The 18,984-nt window shown below is 68.0% G+C and carries 17 protein-coding genes; 3 read left to right on the top strand and 14 right to left on the bottom strand.

Annotation, left to right across the window (positions count from 1 at the left end; translation table 11 throughout):
• Positions 1-171 precede the first annotated feature (171 nt).
• Genes A5708_RS06815 through A5708_RS06805 form a run of 3 tightly spaced genes read right to left on the bottom strand, consistent with a single transcriptional unit; the run spans position 172 to position 3,488 of the window.
• Positions 172-912, bottom strand: a complete 741-nt coding sequence (locus tag A5708_RS06815) for an SDR family oxidoreductase (protein WP_065027890.1) — start codon at positions 910-912, stop codon at positions 172-174.
• Positions 913-967: 55 nt separating this feature from the next.
• The gene (locus A5708_RS06810) at positions 968-2,374 is read right to left on the bottom strand and encodes a fatty acid desaturase family protein (protein ID WP_065027889.1); all 1,407 of its coding nucleotides are present in this window, start codon (positions 2,372-2,374) and stop codon (positions 968-970) included.
• 16 nt (positions 2,375-2,390) lie between these two features.
• Positions 2,391-3,488, bottom strand: a complete 1,098-nt coding sequence (locus A5708_RS06805) for a ferredoxin reductase (protein ID WP_065027888.1) — start codon at positions 3,486-3,488, stop codon at positions 2,391-2,393.
• Between the two features lie 242 nt (positions 3,489-3,730).
• Between A5708_RS06805 and A5708_RS06800 the strand changes: the two genes are divergently transcribed.
• The gene (locus tag A5708_RS06800; protein ID WP_065027931.1) at positions 3,731-4,603 is read left to right on the top strand and encodes a DMT family transporter; all 873 of its coding nucleotides are present in this window, start codon (positions 3,731-3,733) and stop codon (positions 4,601-4,603) included.
• Between the two features lie 9 nt (positions 4,604-4,612).
• Here A5708_RS06800 and fadD1 read toward each other — a convergent pair whose 3' ends face one another.
• From fadD1 to A5708_RS06755, 9 genes are read right to left on the bottom strand one after another with little or no spacing between them, the layout of a single operon-like run.
• Positions 4,613-6,208 (bottom strand): fatty-acid--CoA ligase FadD1, encoded by a 1,596-nt coding sequence (gene fadD1, locus A5708_RS06795; RefSeq protein ID WP_065027887.1) that lies wholly within the window; start codon positions 6,206-6,208, stop codon positions 4,613-4,615.
• 24 nt (positions 6,209-6,232) lie between these two features.
• Positions 6,233-7,828 (bottom strand): flavin-containing monooxygenase, encoded by a 1,596-nt coding sequence (locus A5708_RS06790; protein WP_065027886.1) that lies wholly within the window; start codon positions 7,826-7,828, stop codon positions 6,233-6,235.
• Positions 7,825-8,787, bottom strand: a complete 963-nt coding sequence (locus A5708_RS06785) for an alpha/beta hydrolase (RefSeq protein WP_065027930.1) — start codon at positions 8,785-8,787, stop codon at positions 7,825-7,827. Before A5708_RS06785 ends, A5708_RS06790 begins: the two co-directional genes overlap by 4 nt.
• Before the next feature lie 27 nt (positions 8,788-8,814).
• Entirely contained in the window at positions 8,815-9,216 is a 402-nt protein-coding gene (locus A5708_RS06780) for a Zn-ribbon domain-containing OB-fold protein (protein ID WP_065027885.1), read from the bottom strand.
• A gap of 2 nt (positions 9,217-9,218) precedes the next feature.
• Entirely contained in the window at positions 9,219-10,421 is a 1,203-nt protein-coding gene (locus tag A5708_RS06775; protein WP_065027884.1) for a thiolase family protein, read from the bottom strand.
• Complete coding sequence (locus tag A5708_RS06770; RefSeq protein WP_065027883.1) at positions 10,418-10,876, bottom strand: MaoC/PaaZ C-terminal domain-containing protein; 459 nt, start codon at positions 10,874-10,876, stop codon at positions 10,418-10,420. Before A5708_RS06770 ends, A5708_RS06775 begins: the two co-directional genes overlap by 4 nt.
• Positions 10,877-10,883: 7 nt before the next feature.
• Positions 10,884-11,384: a MaoC family dehydratase gene (locus A5708_RS06765; RefSeq protein ID WP_065027882.1), complete on the bottom strand. Its 501-nt coding sequence runs from the start codon at positions 11,382-11,384 to the stop codon at positions 10,884-10,886.
• A complete protein-coding gene (locus A5708_RS06760) occupies positions 11,381-12,499 on the bottom strand; it encodes an acyl-CoA dehydrogenase family protein (protein ID WP_065027881.1) in 1,119 nt (372 codons plus the stop codon). Before A5708_RS06760 ends, A5708_RS06765 begins: the two co-directional genes overlap by 4 nt.
• 21 nt (positions 12,500-12,520) lie before the next feature.
• Positions 12,521-13,699, bottom strand: coding sequence for an acyl-CoA dehydrogenase family protein (locus tag A5708_RS06755; RefSeq protein WP_065027880.1), 1,179 nt, complete (start codon positions 13,697-13,699; stop codon positions 12,521-12,523).
• Positions 13,700-13,952: 253 nt separating this feature from the next.
• On the opposite strand from A5708_RS06755, the gene A5708_RS27155 reads away from it, so the two are divergent.
• A complete protein-coding gene (locus A5708_RS27155) occupies positions 13,953-14,117 on the top strand; it encodes a hypothetical protein (protein ID WP_167540309.1) in 165 nt (54 codons plus the stop codon).
• 7 nt (positions 14,118-14,124) lie between these two features.
• Here A5708_RS27155 and A5708_RS06750 read toward each other — a convergent pair whose 3' ends face one another.
• Complete coding sequence (locus A5708_RS06750; protein ID WP_081292843.1) at positions 14,125-16,791, bottom strand: ATP-binding cassette domain-containing protein; 2,667 nt, start codon at positions 16,789-16,791, stop codon at positions 14,125-14,127.
• 161 nt (positions 16,792-16,952) lie between these two features.
• Positions 16,953-17,996 carry an alpha/beta hydrolase gene (locus A5708_RS06745; RefSeq protein ID WP_155765918.1) on the bottom strand — a complete coding sequence of 348 codons (1,044 nt, stop codon included), beginning with the start codon at positions 17,994-17,996 and terminating at the stop codon, positions 16,953-16,955.
• 207 nt (positions 17,997-18,203) lie between these two features.
• On the opposite strand from A5708_RS06745, the gene A5708_RS06740 reads away from it, so the two are divergent.
• Positions 18,204-18,984, top strand: a 781-nt coding sequence (locus A5708_RS06740; protein WP_065027878.1) for an SDR family NAD(P)-dependent oxidoreductase, incomplete at its 3' end; no start/stop codon positions are given.

Here is an 18,984-nt window from a genome sequence, read left to right as displayed (position 1 = left end):
GTCGCCGGTATCGGGTCCACGGGTCGTCTGGGTTGTCAGAGCTCGCTTCATCTGGACCTAATTCGCGGTAGGCGACCACGTCCATGGCGCCGTCAACAGTCTTCACGCCCCGGCGATCGAAATGGTTCGAAATCGCTCAGATTCCGCCGCCCCAGGTTCGCGGTGAGGCCGTTAGCCCTGGACGGTAGGTCGAATGGTGATGTCGCCGATTTCCACGTCGTGGGGCTGTTCGATGGCGAACGCGACGGCACGCGCGACCGCCGCCGGCGGCAGACCGAAGTCGTTCATGTTGCGCCGGATTTGCTCTCGAACTGTCGCATCGTCGATGGAGCTGTCGAGTTCGGTATCGACGAATCCCGGTGATATGACGGTCGTCCGGATCACGCCGTCGGTAGATTCTTGGCGCAGCCCTTCCATCAGGGCCCGGACGGCGTTTTTGGTGGCCGCGTACACCGCCATGTTGGGCACGATCTTGAGTCCGGCCGTCGACACCGTCGTCACGAAGTGACCTTGCCCCTGGCGCCGAAAGATGGGTAGCGCAGCGGCGAGGCCGTGCAGCACTCCGCGCAGATTGACGTCGATCATCGCCGACCAGCCATCGACATCGCGATCTGCCAGCGGCCCGATCTTGCTGATGCCGGCATTGCCGACCAGCACATCGAGGCGACCGAACGCCTGCTCGGCCATCCCGACGAGCCGCTCGAGGTCGTCAGGGCGTGCGACATCGGTTGCACAGGTCGCGGCGGACCCGCCACGCTCGCGTATCTCGTGGGCGACGGCATCGAGCCGTTCGATCCGGCGAGCGCCCAGCACCACCCGGGCACCGCGATCGGCGAGCAGCCGCGCGGTCGCCGCACCGATTCCGCTGCTGGCGCCCGTGATAGCGACGACCCGTCCTTCGATGCCCGTCATCGCGCTCCCCCGTGTGCCGTCGACTCGCCTTGTGGCGAAAGGCTAGCCGCGGGTGTCAGTCCTCACCGCGCGGCGGCGGCTGCACCTCGACACCGCCGGATTCGTGTTCGGGGCCGGCCGCCGGGTGTTCGGCGGGGACGCGGTCACGGGATCGGGTGCCCTCACTGGGACGCTGGGGGTCGGGCCGGTGAACGTTGCCGTGGTAAGGACCGGGCTTTGGCCGGGGCTTTCCACCCGGGAAGGCCAGGCGAAAGATGCTGCGGTGCACCATGAACCATTGCTTGCCGAATGGGCCCGAGTTGTACGGCAGCTCGTAGCGCTCGCAGATGTCTTTGACCTGCGGCGCGATCTCCGAGTACCGGCTGCTGGGCATGTCCGGGTAGAGGTGGTGCTCGACTTGGTAACCGAGATTGCCGCTGATGATGTGAAACAGCGGACTGCCGTCGATGTTCGCGGCGCCGAGCAATTGGCGTACATACCAACCGCCGCGCGTCTCGTTCTCGGTCTCCTCCTGCGTGAACGTGTAGGTCTGATCCGGGAAGTGGCCGCAGAAGATGATCGCGTGCGCCCAGATGTTGCGGATGACGTTGGCCACCGCATCGGCGGTCATGGTGCGCAGGTAGGTGCTCTCGACCCCGGGCGCAACCTTGTCGAGGAAGTCCGCCGCGGCGCCGACGCGGCCGCCCTTCGATACCCTGCGCAGCCTCTTGCCGAGACGGGAATGCTTCGGCTGCTCGAGCCGGCCGCGCAACGCCAGCTGGGTCAGCCCGAACGCGCCTGCGCTGATGGCCGGCCAGCCGAGGTAATCCTTATAGATTTGCGCGCGCGCTTTGACGCCGATGCCCCGCAAGTCTTTGCGCACCTCCGACCACGGCTTCTCGCGCTTACGGATGGCGTCGATGTCCATGTCGTGCACTGCCACACCCCATTCGAACAACAGGGTGAGCAGCGCGTTGTAGATCGGCTGGAACAGGAAGCGCGGAGCCCATTTCTGATTGGGGTCGATCCGCATGATCTCGTAGCCGAGATCCTTGTCCTTGCCGAGGATGTTCGTGAACGTGTGGTGGATGTAATTGTGCGAGTGCTTCCACGACTCGGCGGTCGACGCGGTGTCCCAATCCCACACCGAGGAGTGGATGTCGGGATCGTTCATCCAGTCCCATTGGCCGTGCATCACGTTGTGGCCGATTTCCATGTTCTCCAAGATCTTGGCCATGGAGAGGCAGGCGGTGCCCAGCAGCCACGCGGTCTTCGAGCGCGACGCCAGCAACAGCACACGGCCTACCACGACTATCTGTCGTTGTGCCGAGATGACGTTCTTGATGTACCGGCGATCGCGATCGCCAAGGTCGGCGAACACCTCGTCGTGGATCGCGTCGAATTCCTTCGCGAGCTTTTCCAGCTCTTGTTCCCCCAGCCGGGAAAGCGGTGTTTCCCCGGCCCTTTTGACGGCAGTTGTCACAAGCCGCTCCTTTCGATCACAGTTCGAGTTCGACGTCGCCTTCGGCGGTGTTGATGCAGATCCGCACGTCTTGTTCCGTCGGCTCGATCACGTCGCCCGAGCGCAGGTCACGTAACTTGCCCGACTTCAGCGTGCCGACACAGGTATGACAAATTCCGATTCGACAGCCGAACGCGAGATTGAGACCGGCCTTCTCGCCGGCCTCGAGAATTGATGTGCCGCCGTCACATTCGACTTCCTTGTCGCTGTCGAGGAAGCAGACGGTGCCGCCCTCGCCGGCGTTGGCGTCGCCGCCGATCTTGGGCTGGAACCGCTCGAAGTGCAGGCGCTCGCAGTCCCCATTGGCTTCCCAGTGCTCGATCAGCGCATCGAGCATCTCGCCGGGGCCCGAACAGAATGCCTCGCGTTCGCGCCAGTCCGGGCACACGTCATCGAGGTCCTCGGGTGTCAGTCGCCCCTGCTCGGAGGTCAGGCGCAGATCCAGCGTCATTCCCTCGTGACGTTCCTTCAACTCTTCCAAGGCGGGCAAAAACATGGCCTGTTCGCGAGTCCGCGCGGAATGAATGACCACCGCGTCTCGCAGTTCGTCGCGATGGTCGAGGTCGCGCAGCATGCTGATGATCGGCGTGATGCCGCTTCCGGCACTGATGAACAGCATCTTGGCCGGCACGGGCTCGGGCAGCGTGAAAACGCCTTCGATCTCGCCCAGCCGGACCAGATCCCCCGGCTGGATCTTGTGCACCAGATACGGCGAAACGACTCCGCCGTCGACCCTCTTTGGCGTGACGCTGATCAGCCCGTCTTGGGGCCTGGGGTCCGAAGTCAGCGAGTACGCGCGCCAGTGGTAAACACCGTCGATCACCACCCCGAGGCGTACGTACTGACCGGGCTTATGGCCGGGCCACTCGTATCCCGGGCGAATCAGAACGCTGGCTGCTTCCGAGCCTTGCGCCTCGATGCCCTCGACCTTCCCGCGCAGCTCCTTGGTGGTCCAGAGCGGGTTGATCATCTCGAGGTAATCGTCGGGCTGTAGCGGGCTGAACAGCCGCCGCACCGCTCGCAGGAACCACCGACGTCCCCATGGGACTTGGGGCTCAGCACCGCGTTCAGCCATGTCGACAGAGTACACAGCTGTGCACCGAACTTAAACGCAATTTTGAATCTTGTTGCTGCACAACGCTAAACAAATGAATAATGAGCGCGCCGATACCACTCGGCCGTTCACTGACCGCTGGTCACTCGGTTTTGGGCTTGTCGACAGATACCTGTGAGGTGCCCCGGGCCAGGGGCGCCCAAACGTTTGTTCAGCTGTTTCGCGAGGTCATCCGCCGCGCGGGCCGCCCGTCGCGGCGCCTAGTGTCGGTGGATGTGCTGATCGGCTTCCTCCTCGCGCTGGGCTGCTCGCTTTGCTATGGGACGGCGACCGTGCTGCAAGCGGCGGGGACGCGCGAGGTGGAAGCCGGCAGCGGCTCGGGTGTGGACGCGGTATTGCTGTTGCGCGCTGTGCGGCAGTGGCGCTACCTGGTCGGTGTCGGCCTGGACGTCGCCGGGTTTGCGCTGCAGGTCGCGGCGCTGCGCCTGGTCCCGATCTATATGGTCGCGGCGGCGCTGGCCGCCTCGATCGCGGTCACCGGCGTCGCCGCGGCGTGGGTGCTGTCGGCGCGCTTGTCGTCGGCCGAGTGGGCGGCCGTCGGCGTCGTCTGCGTCAGCCTGGTCGTCCTCGCCCTGGCCGCCGGACCGGGCCACTTCCGGCACGCCCCGGCCGGGCTCGGCTGGGCCCTACTGGGCGTGGTGGCCGCGATCTTCGTCGGCGGCGCCGCCGCGGGGCGCCTCTCCGACCGCGCCCGTGCGCTCGCACTGGGGCTGGGCGCCGGAAGCGGCTTCGGCGTCGTCGAGGTGGGCGTGCGCCTGATCGACGCGATCGATCCCAGCAAACGCTCGTTCTACACCAACCCCGCCCTCTACGCGGCCGCCGCGGGGGGCGCCGCGGGGTTTCTGTTGCTCACCTCGGCGTTGCACCGCGGATCGGTGACCACGGCCGTCGCGGGAATGGTGGTCGGAGAAACTCTGGCGCCCGCGTTCGTCGGGGTGGTGTGGCTGGGTGACACCGCGCGCGACGGGCTCGGCTGGCTGGTGATCGTGGGGTTCGCCGTCGCCGTGTCCGGAACTCTGGTGCTCGCGCGCTTCGGCGAAGCGCCCGAACCTGCGCCAGCCGAGGAAGCGGGCTGAGGCCGCCCGCTAACGGCCGTCGGCGATGTCGCCCACCGGCGCGTAGCTGGTACCGCGCGCGGGCCGGGTCCACAACAGGCCGTCCTGCGCGGTGACACCCGCGGCGATCAGCGCTCGCTTGAGGATCTTGTTCGTCGCGGTCGCGGGCAGCTGATCGTTGATGCGGACGTGACGCGGCCACGCCTTCGGCGACAGGTCGGCCTGGGCGGCGAGGAATTTCTCGAAATCATCCGGGTTCAGGCTTGCCCCGGGCCGCAGCACCAGGGCGGCCATCACCTGGTCGCCCACCCGGTCGTCGGGGACCGCATAGACGGCGACCTGGCTGACGTCGGGCAGCCGCGCCAGAATCCGCTCGATCGGGCCGGCGGCCAGGTTCTCCCCGTCCACCCGCATCCAGTCGGCGGTCCGACCGGCGAGATAGATCCAGCCGTCCGCGTCGCGGTAGGCCAGATCGCCCGACCAGTACATCCCGTGCCGCATCCGCTCGGCGGTGGCGCCCGGATCGTTGTAGTAGCCGGCGAACGGGCCCGCGCCCTGGGTGTTGACGAGTTCACCGACCGCGTCATCGAAATTGGTCAGCGCCCCGTGCTCGTCGAACCGCGCGGCCTCGCACTCGCGCAGCGTCGTCGAGTTGTAGATGCTCACGCCCGGGTACGGTTTGCCGATGGAGCCTGGCGGGGTGCCGTCTTCGCGCACCACGATTACCGCGAATTCACTGGAGCCGAAGCTGTCGACGACCCGACACCCGAAACGCCTTGCGAATTCGGTGATATCGCGATCGGTGGCCTCGTTGCCGAATGCCACCCGCAGGGTGTTTTCCGCGTCGTCGGGACGCTCGGGAGTGGACAGGATCAAGGCCAGCGGCTTGCCGACGTAGTTCACGTATGTCACCCGGTAGCGGCGGACGTCGTCGAGAAAACGGGTCGGCGAAAATCGGGCCGGCACCATGGTGGCGCCGCAGCCGATGGCGACCGACCACCCGGCGGCGACACCGTTGGAATGAAAGAGCGGCATCGCCAGGTAGCAGACGTCGTCGGCGGTGACTCCGTATTGATAGATCAGGCTGGCGCCGCACATGACCGCCATGCCGTGGGCGAACCGCACCACCTTCGGGTCACCGCTGGTGCCCGAGGTGAAGATCATCATCAGGGTGTCGGCGGCCGCCACCTCGCGCACGGGGATCAGCGGTGGCGCCGCGGCGACGGCTTGGGCGTAGCGTGCGCCGGTCACATCGAGCACCTGAATACCGTTGAGGTCCAACCCATCCAGCAGTTCCAGGTGGTCGGGGTCGACGAGCAGCATCTGGCAGTCGGATCGCCGGATGTCGGCCAGCAACCCGCCTCCGCGCCGCGTGGTGTTGATGCCGCACAATACGTAGCCGCCGAGCGCGGCCGCGGCCATGGACCGCAACATGGCCGGCGAATTGCCCAGTACCGCACCGACATGGAGCGGCCGTGCCGGGTCCGCGAGCTTGATGAGCGCCGCGGCCTCCGCCTCCGCCTCGGCGAGGTGCTCGCGCCAGGTCCACGTCTGGTCGCCGTGGGCGAGCGCCGGGGCGTCATCATCGCGACGTTGCCGCAGTAGCTGCTGAACCGTCTCCGGCACGGGTTCACTTCCTCTTCGACGCCGTCATCGGGTGGTCAGCACCAGCCCCGCGTAATCGTTGTGGGCCACCCGGTCGCAGTGGCGCCGGTAGGTGCCGAAGCCGCCGATGTAGGGCATGAAGACGCGCTTCTTGCCCTCGATGTTGGCGCCCAGGTACCACGAGGACGCAGCCTTGGGGAACAGCGTCCGGTCGGCCGCCTGGCCCACGTGCCGGGTCCAGGCGAGCGCCGCGTCGCGGCGTGGCTCGACCTCGCTCACCCCTTGGCGCCGCGCCGCCCGCACCAGATCGATGACCCAGTCGACCTGAACCTCGGCGTGCAGCACCATGTTCGCCAGCACCGAGGGGCTGCCCGGCCCGCTGACGGTGAACAGGTTGGGCAGCCCCGGCACCATCAGGCCGAGGAAGGTCACCGGGCCGTCGGCCCAGACGTCGCGCAGTCGTTGTCCCCCAGGCCCTTTCGGGTCGATTCGGGTCAGCGCCCCGGTCATGGCGTCGAAGCCGGTCGCAAAGATGAGCACGTCGCAGGGATATGTCGCTTCGCCGGTGCGTACGCTGTCGGCGGTGATCGCCTCGATGGGCTCGCGGCGCAGGTTCACCAGCCGAACGTTGTCGCGGTTGAAGGTGGCGTAGTAGCCGTCGTCGGTGCAGATCCGCTTTGTTCCGATCGGGTGATCAACCGGGATGAGATCCGTTGCGACGACGGGATCGGCGACGATCTCCCGGATCCGCTCCTCGGCGAAGACCCTGGCGACGTCGTTGGCGGACAGGTCGCTGGTCTGGTCGGGGAACGTCTTGGCGAACAGGACGCCGCCTTCGCGCCAGCGCTTCCACAGCGCCTCGGACCGCTCGTGGGCCTCGGTGTCCAGGGCGTTCTTGTGGTAGGTGCCGTGCGGTGTGCCCGCGGCGGCGTAGGCGGAGACCCGGCGACGCTCGGGATACTGCTCCTGAATTTCTCGTTGCTCCTCGGCCGACCACGGCCGATTGGGCATCGGGATGGTGTAGTTCGCGGACCGCTGGAATACCACCAGGTGATCGGCGTTCGCGGCGATGATCGGCGCCACCTGGATGCCCGACGATCCCGTGCCGATCAGGCCCACCCGCTTGCCGCGCAGCTCCGGATCCTCGCGCGGCCAGGCCGCCGTGAAATACACCTCGCCCGAGAACGTCTCGGCGCCCGGGATATTGGGCCGGTTCACCGCCGACAGGCAACCGGTCGCGCAGAGCAGGAACTGTGCGGCATAGCTCTCCCCGGCCGCGGTGTCGACATGCCAGCATCCCCGCTCGAACGTGGCACCGACGACGTCGACCCCGAATCGGTAGTGGCGGCGCAGATCGAAACGGTCGGCGACGTGCCGCAGGTAGGCCAGGATTTCGGGTTGGGCGGCGAAGCGTTCGGTCCACTGCCAGCTCCGTTGCAGCTCCTCGTCGAAAGAGTAAGAGTAGTCCACACTTTCGACGTCGCAGCGTGCGCCCGGGTAACGGTTCCAGTACCAGGTGCCGCCCACGTCGGGCGCGGCCTCGAGGGCGGTCACCGAGAGGCCCGCCGAGGCGGCCCGGTGCACGGCGTAGAGCCCGGCGAACCCGGCGCCGATGATGATGACGTCGCTGTCTTCGGTCACGACGCCGCGCTCCGGTCCGCCGGATGCAGCAACTCGCGCAAGTCGGCGCAGACCAGATGCTGCGCCGACGCCGCCGGCGGAAACGTTTGCATCGTCATGAAGCCGTGGAACAGCCCGGGAAAGTCCCGGTGCACGACGGGCACTCCCGCGCCACGCAACCGGCGGGCGTAGTCACAGCCCTCGCTGTGCAGGGGATCGAGCCCTGCCGTCACGATCACCGCGGGCGGCAGGCCCGCATGGCTGTCGGCGCGGGCCGGGGCCACCAGATAGGGCGGATCGAAAACCGTTTGCGCGCCGAGGTATTGGTTCCAGTACCACTGCATCGCGGCGCGGGTGTTGAAGTAGCCCGTCGCGTAGCGGTGATAGCTGTCGGTGTCGAAGCTCGGATCGATCGCCGGATAGATCAGCAACTGCGCGGCGGGTGGGGTGGCGCCGCGGTCGCGGCAGAGGATGGCGGTGACCGCGGCCAGGTTGCCGCCGGCACTGTCGCCGGCGACCGCGGTGCGTGCGGCGTCGATGCCCAGCTCGGCCGCGTGCTCGACCGCCCAGCCAAACACCGCGAACGCGTCGAGCGCCGCAGCCGGGGCGGCATGCTCGGGGGCCAGGCGGTAATCGACCGAGACCACCACGGCCTGGCTGCCGCGCGCCAGGGCCCGGCAGAACCCGTCGTGAGATTCGATGTCGCAGAAGACGAATCCGCCGCCGTGGTAGAACACGATCGCGGCACGCTCCGCCGACGGCTCGCCGTGCGGCTCGTAGACACGTACCGCGACCGCGCCGCCGGGCCCCGGAACCACGCGGTCGGTGGCGCTGCGGACGTCGTCGAGGTTCTCGACCGGGATGCGCCGCTGCGCCACCGCGGCGCGCGCCTGCGGACCGGTCAGGTGCTCGACGCGCGGGAATCCGGCATTCAACTGATCGAGCATCGCCTGCACTACGCCGTTGACCGGGTCATCCATGTGCACCTCCGACCTCGTCGCCCAAGGTCATGCGGGCCGATATCTCAGGAGGGTGATGCCCTCTTCTGGCAGATCGTAGAACACCGGCTGCACCCGCATCCCGATCCGGATGTCGCCCGGGTCGACGTCGACCAGCTCGGTGCTGAACTTCGGCCCGACATCCCACTGCACCACCGCGAGCAGCTGGGGCAACGCGTCTTGCCACGGCGGTCCGGTGGGCCGGCGGGCGATCGTGAAGGTGTACAGCGTTCCGGCGCCGTCGATCTCGCGCCATTCCAGATCGTCGGCCAGGGTGCCCGGGGCCAGCGTGCGCGGATAGAACACGTAGCGCTGTGCCGACGGCGAGTACTGCACCAGGATCCGGTGCTGCGCCAGGCCGTCCCAGAACGGCCGCGAGACGGGCGTGGGCTCGGGAATGGGGCGGGCCATGGCTAGTCGCCCCGCAGCAGCAGCGCGACCTGTTCGCTCATGATGCCGCCGTTGCCGCTCACGAACGCGGTATGGCAGTCGGTCACCTGCGCGCCGCCGGCCCGGCCCATGATCTGGCGTGCACCGTCGACCACATGGTGCATGCCGCCGGCCATGCCGGCCTGGCCGAACGACAATTGGCCGCCGGCGGTGTTGAGCGGGAAGTCACCGCGATACGAAAGGTCGTGCTCGGTAATCCAGGACATCCCTTTGCCTTTCGCGCAGAATCCGGCATCCTCCAGGCTCATCAACACCGTGATGGTGTAGCAGTCGTAGATCGACGCGACGTCCACGTCGGACCGGCTCAGCCCGGCCATCGCGAAGGCCCGGTCGGCCGCGCGCGCGATCGGGGTGGACAGCAGGTCCTCGGCATAGGTCGGGGTCTTGAAGGCGATGTGCTCGCCGAAACCCTTGATCCACACCGGGCGGTGGCGGCAGCGGCGCGCGATGTCGGCGTTGGCGATCAGCACGCCCACTCCCCCGTGCACGCGCATCACCGTTTCCAGCATGTGGATCGGGTCGGCGATCATCGGACTGTCCAACACGTCGTCCACCGTGATCGGGGTGCCGTGAAACACCGCGCCCGGGTGCGCGCACGCGTTGGTGCGCTGGTCGACGGCGATCTTGGCGACCGCGGCGGCGTCGTAACCGAATTCCGCCGCGTAACGCTGGGCGATCTGTGCGTAGGGCGCGTTCTGGCCCACGTTGCCGTAGGGGATCTCGAATTCGGCTTGCGGCGAGCCGTAGTTGTTCGACGACGCCCCATACCAATTCGGGTCGGGCGGGGGTCGGCGCCCGGATCGGGGCACCGACCCCGATCCGGGCACGACGGCGAGCGCCGCTTCGCAGACGCCGAGTTCGACGGCCGCCGCGGCCCGCCAGATCATTCCGGCGGCGGTCGCCCCGCCGAGATCCACGCGTTCACCGAAATCCAGGGCCAGATCCAGGTATTCGCACAGGGTGGCCGGCGCGAACATGGCCGACTCGGCGATGCCGTGGGTCAGCAGGCCGTTGACACAGGCGGGGTCGACTCCGGCGTCCTCGATCGCCATCTTCGCCAGCACCGCGTATTGGTCGAGGGTGAACAGCGGCGCACGGGTTGGCCGCCGTTCGGCGGGCAACTCCGCGATCCCGACGATGGCCGCCTCGCCGCGCAGCCCGGTCACGGCCGGGCTCCCCGCATCGGCAGCTCGACCGTCGCCATCCCCGGCATCAATATCGTGTCGTCGCGGCGCCCGGCAATGACAAGATCTACCAGCCCGGTTCCCTCGTCGCTCAGCCGTTTACCGGTGACCTCGCCACCGAAGCTGAGCGATTCGCCGGGATAGGCGACGGCCCGGTTCTGCACCGAGAACGACACCAGTCGCCCGCGCCCGCCGATCCAGTCGCCCAGGGCGCGGGCCAACAGCGCCGCCTGGAGCGGACCGTGGACCAGGACGTTGTCGTAGCCTTCGGTGTCGCGGGCCCACTCTTTGTCGTAGTGAATGCGGTGGCCGTTGTAGGTGGCGGCGCTGAAGAAGAACATCTGGGTTTCGTCGACGGTGACGGTCAGCGTGGGAATGTCCTCACCCACCGCGACGTCTTCGAAAAATGGTTGGTAGAACACCTGCGATTCGGTCATGGCGCTCCTAGGGACGGGCGATCATCGATGTCGACGCTTCGGCCAGCAGATCGCGATGTTGGTTGCGGTACACCGTGTGCCAGGTGACGAGAACGAATGTGCCGGAGCGGCCCTGCTTTTCGACGATCGACTCGATGGTGCGAACCATCTCGATCTCGTCGCGGTGATAGGCGGGCAGGTGAAACGTGAAGCTCTCACCGCCGGCCATCCGCTTGGGGGCCCGGGGAAAGGCCAGACTGCCGGAGACCGCGCCGGATGATCCGTCGGGTCGCAGCGACTCGAGCGGCGAGACGCCGAGGATCGCGTACTGCAGGAACAACGGAGGGCAGATGATGTCGCGATATCCATTGGCCCTGGCGTAATCCGGGTCGAAATACAGCGGGTTGTGGTCACCCACCGCCGCCGCCCAGCGTTGCCAATCGCGGCGGTTCACCTCGCCGGTCGCCGACGCGGCGACGGTGCCCACCCGCGATGCCGATTCCGCATCGATCAAACTGTCCTCGCTCAACGGCGCTCCCCTCCGTCTGTCTCGTCGTGCATGCTCCGCTCAAGCCAGGACGCGGCGACGTCGGCTCCACCGCCGAATGTCGAGCCGAGCCGTGCGCGTTCGCTCCACAGGTGCAGGTCGGTCTCGGTGACATAGCCCATGCCGCCGTGCAATTGGTGGGCGTCCAGCGTGACCAGCCGCGCGGCGGCGGCCGCATGCATGCGCGCGACCGCCGTCTCCCTGGTCGCGAGGCGCCCGCGCCCCAGCCAGAACACCGCCGCGTGCGCGGCCAATCGCGCCGCCGCGAGCGCGATGTGCATGTTGGCGACCAGATGCTGGGCGGCCTGGAACGACGCGATGGGCCGGCCGAATTGATGACGCAGCTTGGTGTAGCCGACGGTGCGGTCCAGCACCGCCTGGCCGACGCCCACCAGGTCGAGCGATCCCAGCGCCACGGCGGTGTTGGCGTGCCGGCGCAGCGCCGGCGCGGTGACCCCGTCGAACGCCGCGTCGGCGATGACGTCGTCGAAGCGCACCGTGCAGGCCCGGAACCCACCGGCCATGTCGAGCGGTTGCACGCTGACATCCCGGACGTCGACGACGAAGAGCAGGGCGCGCCCGTCGGCCGCGGCCGACGCCACGATGAGATCGGCGACGTCGGCATCGAGGACGTAGTCCGCGGTTCCGTTGAGCCGCCACCGCTCTCCGGCGGGGTCGGCATGCAGCGGCGGGGCGATGACGGCGGCGTCGCGGGCGTTCCACAGCGCGGTGGTGGCCCGGATGCTCCCGGACGCGAGCGGCGGCAGCCAGCGCGCCTTGGCGTCCGGCGGGCCGAGCTGGTCGATGGCCAGCGCGGCCTGCACGCTGCTGTGCACCGTCGTCGGGCACAGCGCGCGACCGGCCTCGGTGTAGAAGACCGCGAGGTCGTCGAGCGAGCCGCCGGCGCCGCCGTACTCCTCACCGATGGCCAGGCCGAAGACGCCGGCATCGGCCAGCGCCTTCCACAGCGCCGGCGTGCCGCGGTCCGCGCCGGGTTCGCCGAGGGCGCGCACCAGAGCGATCGGGTTCTCGGCGGCCAGCAGGGCGCGCAACGCCGAGGCGAACTCGCGCTGTTCAGCGGTGGGGATCGTCTTCATCGGCGGTGCGTGGGCTCGGGGTCAGCGTCCATAGGAGGGCATCGCGTGCCCGCGCTGGGCGATGATGTCGCGCAGCACCTCGTTGGTGCCCCCGCCGAAGCGCATCAGCGGGGCGGCCCGGTAAAGCCGCTCGAATTTGCCTGCCAGCGGGGCCTGTTCGCTGCGATGCGCCAACAGCCCGTCGGGGCCGAGGAGGTCGAGCGCCAGGTCGGCGATGCGCTGGCGCAGCTCGCTGGTGAACACCTTCTCGACGCTGACCTCGACGCTGGGAATGACGCCGCTGTCGAGGATCGACGCCGCCTCGTAGCCCATCAGGACGGCCACCGCGACGTCGGCCTCGGCCCGCACCAACCGGTGGCGAAGCGACGGATCGTCGGCGGGCACGGACCCGTCTCGCCGCGGTCGCCGCGCCAGCTGGTGCAGCTCCTCGACGGCGCGGCGCAGGTCTCCGGCGTTGGTCAGCGCACCGCGTTCGAGATCGAGCGCGCCGGTGATGTAGGTCCAGCCGCGATTGACCTCGCCGACCAGGTTGGTGGCCGGCACCCGCACGTCACGGAAGTGCACCTCATTGGTCCGATAGCCCGACCAAGCGTACAGCGGGCGGATGTCGACGCCCGGGCTGTCGATCGGCACGATGATGACCGAAATTCCCCGGTGCCGGGCACCGCCGGGATCGGTACGCACACAGAGCCATTCGTGCGTCGCGCGCTGGGCACCGCTGTTCCAGATCTTGGTGCCGTTGATCACCCATTCCTCGCCGTCAAGCGTGGCGCTGGTGCGCAGGCTGGCCAGGTCGGTTCCCGCCTCCGGCTCGGAATAGCCGACCGCGCAGATCATCTCGCCCCGGGCGATCGGGGGCAGCCATTCGGTCTTGTTGCGCTCGGTGCCGTGCCGCATGATCATCGGCGCCACCGAGGTCACCGTCAGGTCGGGGCCGGGCACGCCCCAATATTCGAATTCGCTCATCAGCAGATGCAGGTGAATGGGGCCGAGCCCCAGTCCTCCATATTCGCGCGGCCAGTTCAGCCCGAACCAGCCCTTGGCCCCGATCTTGCGGCGAAAGCGGGCGACCTCGCCGCCGCGAAATTCCAGGTCGTGCTCGGCGAGCTCGGCGCGCAATTCCGGGGTGGCGTTCTGCTGCAGAAATTCACGAACCTCGGCGATCCAGGCGCGCTGCCCAGCGTCGAGTTCGAAATCCATTCCGGCGCCTGTGCCTTTCCGCATGCTTTTCACCGAGCGTCGTCAGCGTAACGCCACGGCGAGCTGGCGCAGGGAATTTCCGTATTGCGGCACGCGCGAGCGACGACTTCGGCGGCGCGCGAACTGTAAATTCGCTGTCAAACTCCCGTTAATACGCGTCGGCACTCTCGCGGTTACCCGGACGGCCTGCGAAAATTCTCAGATCGGCTGGTCGACGCAGACCAGGCATTCTGCCCGGCCTAAGGGAGAAGTCATGCCCACTGTTGAGATGCGCCTCCGCGAAGACTTGCGCAACTACGCCGTCGAATTGCGGCAGCTGGCATACACGCTGCCGTTGGGCGTGGGCGAGCACGATCTGCTGCAGCTGTCCGACCGCATGCGCGCCGCGGCCGAGCAGTTGGTCCGCAAGGGCGCCTGACAGTCGCTCAGCCGCCCCTGAGGCGGATCTTCCAGCGCACAAAACCCAGATAGACGGCGCTGATGACGAACAGCATGCCGACGTCGAACCACCACGTCGCCGGGGTGTGGCGCCAGTGCGAATCCTTCGGCGTGAGCGGGCCAGGCACCAGCTTGGTCAGGTCGGCGGTGGAGGCCGACGCCGCGAATCCCCACCGCGCCGGTGTAGCCCACGACATCTGGTCCAGCCCGATGCGCGCGGTGACCGGAATCATCCCGCCGGAGAACACCAGCTGCGACATGACGGCCACCACCAACAACGGCATGATCTGCTCGTTGGACTTCGCGACGGCCGATAGGGCCAGCCCCAGCATGGCGGACGCGACACACGTCAGCGCGACGTCGGCGAACAGCTCCAGACCCGGCTTGCCCAGCGCCACGGCACCCTGGGTCGGGGCGCCCTTGCCGAGCACCGCGATGATGCTGACGATCGCCGACTGGACGATCGCGAAGACCGTGTACACGCAGACCTTGGCCAGCAGGTACGCCGATGTGGACAACCCGACCGCCTGTTCGCGCAGGAAGATGGCGCGCTCACCGATGAGGTCGCGGATGGTCAGGGCGGTGCCCATGAACACCGCGCCGACGTTCAGCAGCACCAGGATCTGCCCCGGCTCGTTGGGCGCGGCGCCCATCGGGTTCGGAATGCCGAAGCCGACGTCGCCGGGAACCGACATCGACAGCGAGCCCATGATGAACGGCAGCAGCGCGAGGAAGACGAAGTAGCCGCGGTCCGAGACGATCAGCCGCATCTGGCGCCGGGCGATCGTGGAGAACTGCCGGAACAGGCTGGTGTGCGAGGGATCGCCCAGTTCGGCGGGTCTCTCCGCGGGTGGCGGAGCCGGCGGCGGGCCGGTGCGGGCCAGGTAGCGCGCGCGGGACCCGTCGGGGTCGCTGGCCACGGTGCTGAAGATGTCGGCCCAGTTGGTGGTGCCCATGGCCGGACCGATCTGGCTGGGCGGCCCGCAGAACGCCGTCTTGCCGCCGGGCGCCAGCAGCAGCACCTGGTCGCACACGTCCAGGTAGGTCAGCGAGTGGGTGACTACCAGCACCACACGGCCGGCGTCGGCCAACTGCCGCAGCATGGTCATCACCTGTCGGTCCAGGGCCGGGTCCAGGCCGGAGGTCGGCTCGTCGAGGATCAGCAGCGACGGCCCGGTGAGCAGCTCCAGCGCCACCGACGCGCGCTTGCGCTGACCACCGGACAGCTTGTCGACGCGGGTGTGCAGGTGCTGGGTCATCTCGAGTTCTTCGAGCACCCGGGCCACCACCTGGGCGCGATCGTCCTTGGTGGTGTCCGGCGGCAGCCGCAGTTCCGCGGCGTACATCAGCGCCTGGTGCACGGTCAGCTGCCCGTGCACCACGTCGTCCTGGGGCACCATCCCGATCCTGCTGCGCAGCGAGGCGTACTCGGCGTGCACGTTGTGCCCCTCGAACGACACGGTTCCGGTCGTGGGGTGGGTGTACCCGGCGACCAACCGGGCGAAGGTCGACTTGCCGGCGCCGGAGGGCCCGATGATCGCCGTCAGCGTGCCGGGCAGCGCGGTCAGCGAGATGTTGTCCAGCAGCGTCTTGTTGTTCTCGATCGTCCAGGTCACCCCGCGCACGTCGAGCCCGCCGCTGCGCGTCGCCGTCGCGGCCTGGTCCCGGCGGGCCAGGTGCCCCCCGTGGAAAACCAGGTCGATGTTGCCGATCGTGACGACGTCGCCGTCGTGCAGCACGGCCGAATCGACCCGGGCACCGTTGACGAAGGTGCCGTTGATGCTGCGGTTGTCGTGGATCTCGGTGCCGGTGGGCGTCGGGACCAGGGTGGCGTGGTGGCGCGATGCCAGCACCTCGGGGATGACGATGTCGTTGTCGTTGGCGCGGCCGATCTTGATTGCGCCGGGCACGTCCAGCCCGGTCTTGCCAGGCCGCAGGATCTTCATCATCGACGTCGCGATGACGGACGAGTCGCCGCCGATGCGGCCCGTCTGGGGCGCCGCCGGCTCGGCGGTGGTCGGCGGCGCGGGATGCGCCGACGGTGACCGGTAGATCTGCGGGGCGTGCTGGGAGCCGCTGGGCGGGGCGCTCGGTAGACCGCTGGTCGGGTACCGGGGCTGCGGTCCGGACGGAGAGCTCGGTGTGGGACCGCCGGCGGGCTGGCTCGGCGGCGCGGCGGTGGGCGGATGAACGGGGTGGCGGAACGAGGCCGACGCCGGCTGCTGGGGCTGGCCCGGCCACTGGGTACCGAACGGCTGGCTCTGCGGCGCCCGCGCCATCGGTTCGCTGGGGTTGCTGACGATCGGTATCGACGTGGTCAGCGGGGGCCGGCCGGCCGAGCCCTGGTGGCGGCCGACCTCGAAGGTGAGCGCCGGACCGTCGGGATTGCCCATGTTGACACGCAGGCCGTCCTGGATGTCGGCGACCGGGACGCGGCGGTTGTGCACATACAGCCCGTTCAGGCTGCCGTTGTCGATGGCGACCCATCGGCCCTGGTCATACCGCGCGATCAGGTGGTTGCGGGAGATCAGCGGGTGGGCGACCCGCACGTCGGCGCGCAGGTCACGCCCGATCACTACGTCGTTGCCAGGCGCGAAGGTGCGCTCGGCTCCCTCGTACCGCACGGTCAGCGCAGGCGGGGCTGGTGGGGTCATCAGGACCAACTGTAACGGCAGCGACGCAACTTATGCGCTGGGTTGTTCACCGGGCGCCGTTTCGCGCGGCCACAGGTGAGAGCGGGCGCCGGGACACGGCACGGGGTCACCGAAGCGACTGGACAGCGAACCGGCTTGCGGCGCAGTTACTTTCGACGCCTTCAACCGGCCACCGCGGCATTGCGCAGACTGCGCACACTCGGGACCTTGGCGCGAACAGCGGTGACGTCCTTGACGAAGTCACCAAGGTATTTGATGGCGCGCCTGCCCTCGGGCAAAACGTCTGCGGCCAAAGGGAAGTCATGGATCTGTCCATCCCACAGATGCAGATCGCAGTGGATCCCGCTGGCTTCCAAGCGCTTCGCCATCAGCTCGGCGTCGGCGAGCAGTAGCTCGTCCGAGCTGGCGTGAATGATGACCGGCGGCAACAAGGACAAATCGGCGTCCACCGGGGACGCGACCGTGGTGTCGCCTTCGCCGTCCACAACCTGTGCGTTGCTGAGGAATTGGGCGAACCGCGAGAAGGCCCGGCGGGTGAACATCGAGCACTTGCGGGCGTTGCGGTGCTTGAGTTTTCGCACCGGATCCACGTCGGTGAACGGCGAGACGGCCGCGACTCCGGCCGGTTCCATGATGCCGTCCTGGATCGCCAGGAGCGTGGTCATGAACGCCAGGTATCCGCCGGCGGAGTCGCCGGCCACGACGATCTGGTCGCCGTCATAGCCCCGATCTTGCAGCCAGCGCAGGCCACTGATCCCGTCGTCGATGGCGTCGGTGATCTGGTGTGCGGGCAGCTTCCGGTACGCGACAGCGAGGATGGGGGCATCGGCCGCCTTCGACAAGCGGGTCACCATGGAGCGGTGGGTGTTGAGGCCGCAGGTGAGGAATGCGCCGCCGTGCAAATACAGGATTGCCCGCTCCCCCGATACGCCGGGCGCGCGAACCCATTCGGCGGCACAGTTGTCGAGCCGAATCGATTCTGTTTTCGCCGCGTATCCGACACGGGGGAACAAGCCCGCGACGGTGTCGACATATTCGAAGGGCCAATGCAGATTCGGCGTCAACGCCCACGCGCGGATGGCGTTCTTCACGATCAACCGGCTGGCGAGTCCCACGGCGACTGATTGCGGGCTGTGGCGATGATGAATGTGCCTCGTCGTCGCCACGCTCGGCAATATATGTGTCGGTTCGGCTGTACTCACCATTGGGTTTCAACCTCCTAAGTGGAGGGCGAGTACCCGCCGTCGCAGCGGGCTAACGGGAAATTAACGCGGGAGAAATGTCAGGTACATCACTGTTTGCTGCGCGCAGAGATGGGTATCACCCCGTTATCTCTTTAGCGGTTGCCGCGCGGGCCCAATCCAATCGGACCGGCTGTTGCTCAGCCCCCTGAATGCCCGAAGATATGAGCGGTGACACACGGTACGCATCCCGACCCGCTGCTGACCGACCGGGTGGCGGTCGTTACCGGCGGCGCGGGAGGAATCGGCGGCGCCACCGCCCGACTGTTCGCCGAACACGGCGCCGACGTGATCATCGCCGACATCGACACCCAACTCGCCGACGCGACGGCAGCCTCGATCACCGAAGCCGGCGGGTCGGCGCTGGCGATCGTCACCGACGTCCGAGATCCCGATCAGGTCTCCCGCCTGGCCGCAACGGTCCTCGACCGGTTCGGCCGGGTCGACGTGCTGGTCAACAATGTGGGCCACTGGCTGCGGCACCCCGGAAACTTCGCCGGCACCGACCCACGACTGTGGGACGAGCTCTACCGGATCAACCTGCACCACGTTTTCCTGCTGACCCACGCGTTCCTGCCGGCCATGGTCGAGCGACACGCCGGTGCGATCGTGAACGTCTCGTCGGTCGAGGGGCTGCGCGGCTATCCGGAGGATCCGGTGTATGCCGCCTTCAAAGCCGCCGTCAACGCGTTCACCCGCAGCCTCGCGGTTCAGGTGGGCAACGACGGGGTGCGGGTGAACGCCATCGCGCCCGACGTCACCGAATCCCTTCAAGTGCCCTATTCGCAATGGCTTTCGGCCGAGGAACAGGCGCAATGGCCGCAGTGGGTTCCGGTCGGCCGGATGGGCCTGCCCGAGGACCAGGCCCGGGTCATCCTGTTCCTGGCCTCCGACCTCTCGGGCTTCGTCACCGGCCACGTCATCCCGACCGACGGCGGCACCGGCGCGGCCG

It is taken from the genome of Mycobacterium colombiense (assembly GCF_001672755.1).
GTDB classification, from domain to species: Bacteria; Actinomycetota; Actinomycetes; order Mycobacteriales; family Mycobacteriaceae; genus Mycobacterium; species Mycobacterium colombiense_C.
The sequence above is the reverse complement of the archived record's forward strand: the minus strand, read 5'-3'. Positions and strand labels throughout refer to the sequence as shown.